At 75.4% G+C, this 3,811-nt stretch carries 4 protein-coding genes; 3 read left to right on the top strand and 1 reads right to left on the bottom strand.

All coding sequences use genetic code 11. The features are described from left to right. Positions 1-6: 6 nt before the first annotated feature. The 3 genes from GTR00_RS16260 (at position 7) to GTR00_RS16250 (ending at position 2,894) form a co-directional block, all read left to right on the top strand. Positions 7-744 carry a DUF1275 family protein gene (locus GTR00_RS16260; RefSeq protein WP_407659713.1) on the top strand — a complete coding sequence of 246 codons (738 nt, stop codon included), beginning with the start codon at positions 7-9 and terminating at the stop codon, positions 742-744. Positions 745-850: 106 nt separating this feature from the next. Continuing rightward, positions 851-2,506, top strand: a complete 1,656-nt coding sequence (pgm, locus tag GTR00_RS16255; protein WP_166612632.1) for a phosphoglucomutase (alpha-D-glucose-1,6-bisphosphate-dependent) — start codon at positions 851-853, stop codon at positions 2,504-2,506. 19 nt (positions 2,507-2,525) lie between these two features. Further along, the gene (locus GTR00_RS16250; protein WP_166612631.1) at positions 2,526-2,894 is read left to right on the top strand and encodes an RNA-binding S4 domain-containing protein; all 369 of its coding nucleotides are present in this window, start codon (positions 2,526-2,528) and stop codon (positions 2,892-2,894) included. A gap of 21 nt (positions 2,895-2,915) precedes the next feature. On the opposite strand, the gene GTR00_RS16245 is transcribed toward GTR00_RS16250, so the two are convergent. Beyond that, positions 2,916-3,746, bottom strand: coding sequence for an oxidoreductase (locus GTR00_RS16245; protein ID WP_166612630.1), 831 nt, complete (start codon positions 3,744-3,746; stop codon positions 2,916-2,918). Positions 3,747-3,811 lie beyond the last annotated feature (65 nt).

Genomic DNA, 3,811 nt, shown 5'->3' with positions numbered 1-3,811 from the left:
GGGCCGGTGCACCGACCCCCCGCCCGCCCCGAGTCCTGGCACCTGGCGCTCATGCTCACGCTGACGTTCTCCACCGGCGTCGTCGACGCCGTCGGCTACCTGGGCCTGGACCGCGTCTTCACGGCCAACATGACCGGCAACGTCGTGATCCTCGGCATGGCGCTCACCGGCGCGGAGGACCTGCCGGTCGTGGGCCCGGCGCTGGCGCTGCTGACGTTCCTGGCCGGCGCCGCGGTCGTCGGCCGGGCGCTGCGCCGGGCGGGCAAGGGCTGGACGACCGCCTCCACGGTGGTCCTCGCGCTCGTGGGCGCCGGCCTGGCCGCGATGGCGGGCCTCGTCGCCACCCTCGGCGGCGCCGTGCCGGTCGAGGCGGGCACCACGCCCCCGGCGAGCGCGCTGGTGGTCACGGCGCTGCTGGGCCTGCTCATGGGCGCCCAGGCCGCCGCGGCGCGCCGCCTGGCCGTCAAGGACGTCACCACGGTGGTGGTGACCTCCACGCTGACGGGCCTGGCCGCCGACTCCCGGCTGGCCGGCGGCACGGGCGAGGGCTGGCGCCGCCGCCTGGGCGCGGTGCTGCTCATCCTCGCCGGCGCCGCGGCCGGCGCGGCGCTGCTGCGCTGGCACCTCGGCGCGGGCCTGGCGGTGGCGGCGGTGATCACCCTGGTCGCCGCGCTCCTGGGCCACCTGCGCGCCCACGCCCGCCGCCACGAGGCCGCCCGGGCCCGCGAGGGCTCCCCGGCCTGATCGGGCGCGGGGCTGCCGGGGGCGGGCGAGGGCTGGCAGGGTGGCGCCCGCGGGTGGACCATCGACACCCGCACGACACGCACGCCACCGGCACGGAAGAGGGACCATGACGAACCCGCGCGCGGGCCAGCACGCCGAAGCCTCCGACCTCATCGACGTCGCGCACGTCGTGACGGCCTACTACGCGGTCGCCCCGGACCCCTCCGACGTCGGCCAGCGCGTCTCCTTCGGCACCTCCGGGCACCGCGGCTCCAGCCTGGACGCCGCCTTCAACGAGCAGCACATCCTCGCCACCACCCAGGCGATCGTGGACTACCGCCGCGAGCAGGGCTACGACGGCCCGCTCTTCCTCGGCCGCGACACCCACGCCCTCTCCGAGCCGGCGTGGACCTCCGCGCTGGAGGTGCTGGCCGCCAACGACGTCACCGTCCTCGTCGACGACCGCGACTCCTGGACCCCCACGCCGGCGGTCTCGCACGCGATCCTGCGCGCGAACCGCGACGGCGCGCGGGTGCGCACCACCGGCCCCGGCCTGGCCGACGGCATCGTCGTCACCCCCTCGCACAACCCCCCGCGCGACGGCGGCTTCAAGTACAACCCGCCCAACGGCGGCCCGGCCGACACCGACGCCACCGGCTGGATCGCCAAGAGGGCCAACGCCTACCTCGAGGCCGGCCTGGACGGCGTGCGGCGCGTGCCGTTCGCGAGGGCGCGCGCCGCGGCGCAGGGCTACGACTTCCTGGGCACCTACGTCGACGACCTGCCCCACGTGCTCGACGTCGACGCGATCCGCTCCGCCGGGGTGCGCATCGGCGCGGACCCGCTGGGCGGGGCGAGCGTGGAGTACTGGGCGGCCATCGCCGAGCGGCACCGCCTGGACCTCACGGTCGTCAACCCGCTGGTGGACCCCACCTGGCGGTTCATGACGCTGGACTGGGACGGCAAGATCCGCATGGACTGCTCCTCCCCGTCGGCGATGCACTCCCTCATCGACCGCCGCTCGGAGTTCCAGGTCGCCACCGGAAACGACGCCGACTCCGACCGGCACGGCATCGTCACCCCCGACGCGGGGCTGATGAACCCCAACCACTACCTCGCGGTGGCGATCCAGTACCTGTTCTCCACCCGCGACGGCTGGCCGGCCGGCGCCGCGATCGGCAAGACGCTGGTGTCCAGCTCGATGATCGACCGCGTCGCGCAGGACCTGGGCCGCACGCTGCTGGAGGTGCCCGTCGGGTTCAAGTGGTTCGTGCCGGGCCTGCTGGACGCCTCCGTCGGCTTCGGCGGCGAGGAGAGCGCCGGCGCCTCGTTCCTGCGCCGCGACGGCTCGGTGTGGAGCACCGACAAGGACGGGATCCTGCTGGCGCTGCTGGCCTCGGAGATCATCGCCACCACCGGCCGCACGCCCAGCGAGCACTACGGCGACCTGATCGCCAAGCACGGCCAGCCGCAGTACGAGCGCAGCGACGCCGCCGCCACCCGCGAGCAGAAGGCGACGCTGTCGAAGCTGTCCGCCGAGCAGGTCACCGCCCAGGAGTTCGCCGGCGAGCGCATCGTCGCCAAGCTCACCGAGGCGCCCGGCAACGGCGCGAAGATCGGCGGGCTGAAGGTCGTCACGGAGAACGCGTGGTTCGCCGCGCGCCCCTCCGGCACCGAGGACGTGTACAAGATCTACGCGGAGTCCTTCAAGGGCGCCGACCACCTGCGCCAGGTGAAGTCCGAGGCGCAGGAGCTGGTCGACGGGGTCCTGTCGGGTTCCTGACGCGGGTGGTGGGGCGAGGGTGACCAGGGTCGACCAGTGGGTCTGGGCGGTGCGGCTGTACAAGACCCGTTCGGTGGCCGCCAGCGCCGTCAAGGCGGGGCACGTGCGCGTGAACGGCGAGCGCGCCAAACCCGCCACGAAGGTGGTGCCCGGCGACGAGGTGCGCGTGCGCGCCGAGGGCTACGAGCGGGTCTTCGAGGTGGTGCAGCCGCTGAGCAAGCGGGTGGGTGCGCCGGTCGCCGCGCAGGCGTACGTCGACAACTCCCCTCCCCCGCCCCCGAAGGACGAGTTCTTCGGGGCGTTCGGCGACCGCGACCGCGGCGCCGGGCGCCCCACCAAGCGCGACCGGCGCGAGATGGAGCGGCTGCGCGGGGCCCGGCAGGACTGACCCGGCGGGCCCCGCGGGGGGTCAGTCCGTGAAGTCCGTGCTGCGGCTGAGCTCCTCCCAGGCCTCCACCTCCGCGCGCCGCCCGTCCAGGACCCCGCGGAAGGCGTCCACCGCGTCGCTGCCCAGGAACAGCAGGCCGGGCGGCTCGGGCGAGCGCACCGCGGCGAGGATCGCCTGCGCGGCCTTCGCCGGGTCGCCCGGCTGGGTGCCGTGCACGGTGTCGTTCTCCTTGCGCCGCTTGCCGGCGGTCCCGGCGTAGTCGGCGATCGCCTCGGCGGACTGCGTCAGCGAGCGGCCGGCGAAGTCGGTGCGGAAACCCCCGGGCGCCACGATCGTCACGCTGATCCCCAGCGGCGCCAGCTCCTGGCGCATCGAGGTGGACAGCGCCTCCAGCGCGGCCTTGACGGCGGCGTAGTAGCCGGAGCCGGGCGGGCACACGTGCGCGCCGATGGAGGACAGGTTCACCACCGCGCCCGAGCGCCGCGCGCGCATCCCCGGCAGCACCCCCTTCACCAGGGCGACCGCGCCGAAGACGTGGGTGTCGAACAGCCGCCGCACGTCGGCGTCGTCGCCCTCCTCGACGGCGGCGCGGTAGCCGTAGCCGGCGTTGTTGACGAGCACGTCGACGCCGCCGAAGCGCTCCTCGGCGCGGCGCACCGCCTCGGTCACCTGCGCGCCGTCGGTGACGTCCAGGGCCAGGGCCAGGGCCGTGCCCGGGTGCTGCTGCTCCAGGTCGCGCACCCGCTCCACGTCGCGGGCGGTGACGACGGCGTTCTCGCCGGCGGCCAGGACCGCCTCGGCGAGCGAGCGGCCGAGGCCGGTGGAGCAGCCGGTGATGAACCAGGTGGGCACGGGGTGTCCTCTCGTCGCGGTGGTGCCGGGGCCGCCGGCCCCGCTCCAGTCTGGCCCGGCGCCCC

It is taken from the genome of Kineococcus indalonis (genome assembly GCF_009906395.1).
In the GTDB taxonomy this organism is placed as follows: Bacteria; Actinomycetota; Actinomycetes; order Actinomycetales; family Kineococcaceae; genus Kineococcus; species Kineococcus indalonis.
Note: the sequence above shows the minus strand (reverse complement) of the source record. Positions and strands in the feature narration are given on the sequence as shown.

Excerpts from the sequence above, each read along its gene's own strand:
- pgm (WP_166612632.1), top strand. The coding sequence starts at position 851 with ATGACGAACCCGCGCGCGGGCCAGCACGCCGAAGCCTCCGACCTCATC.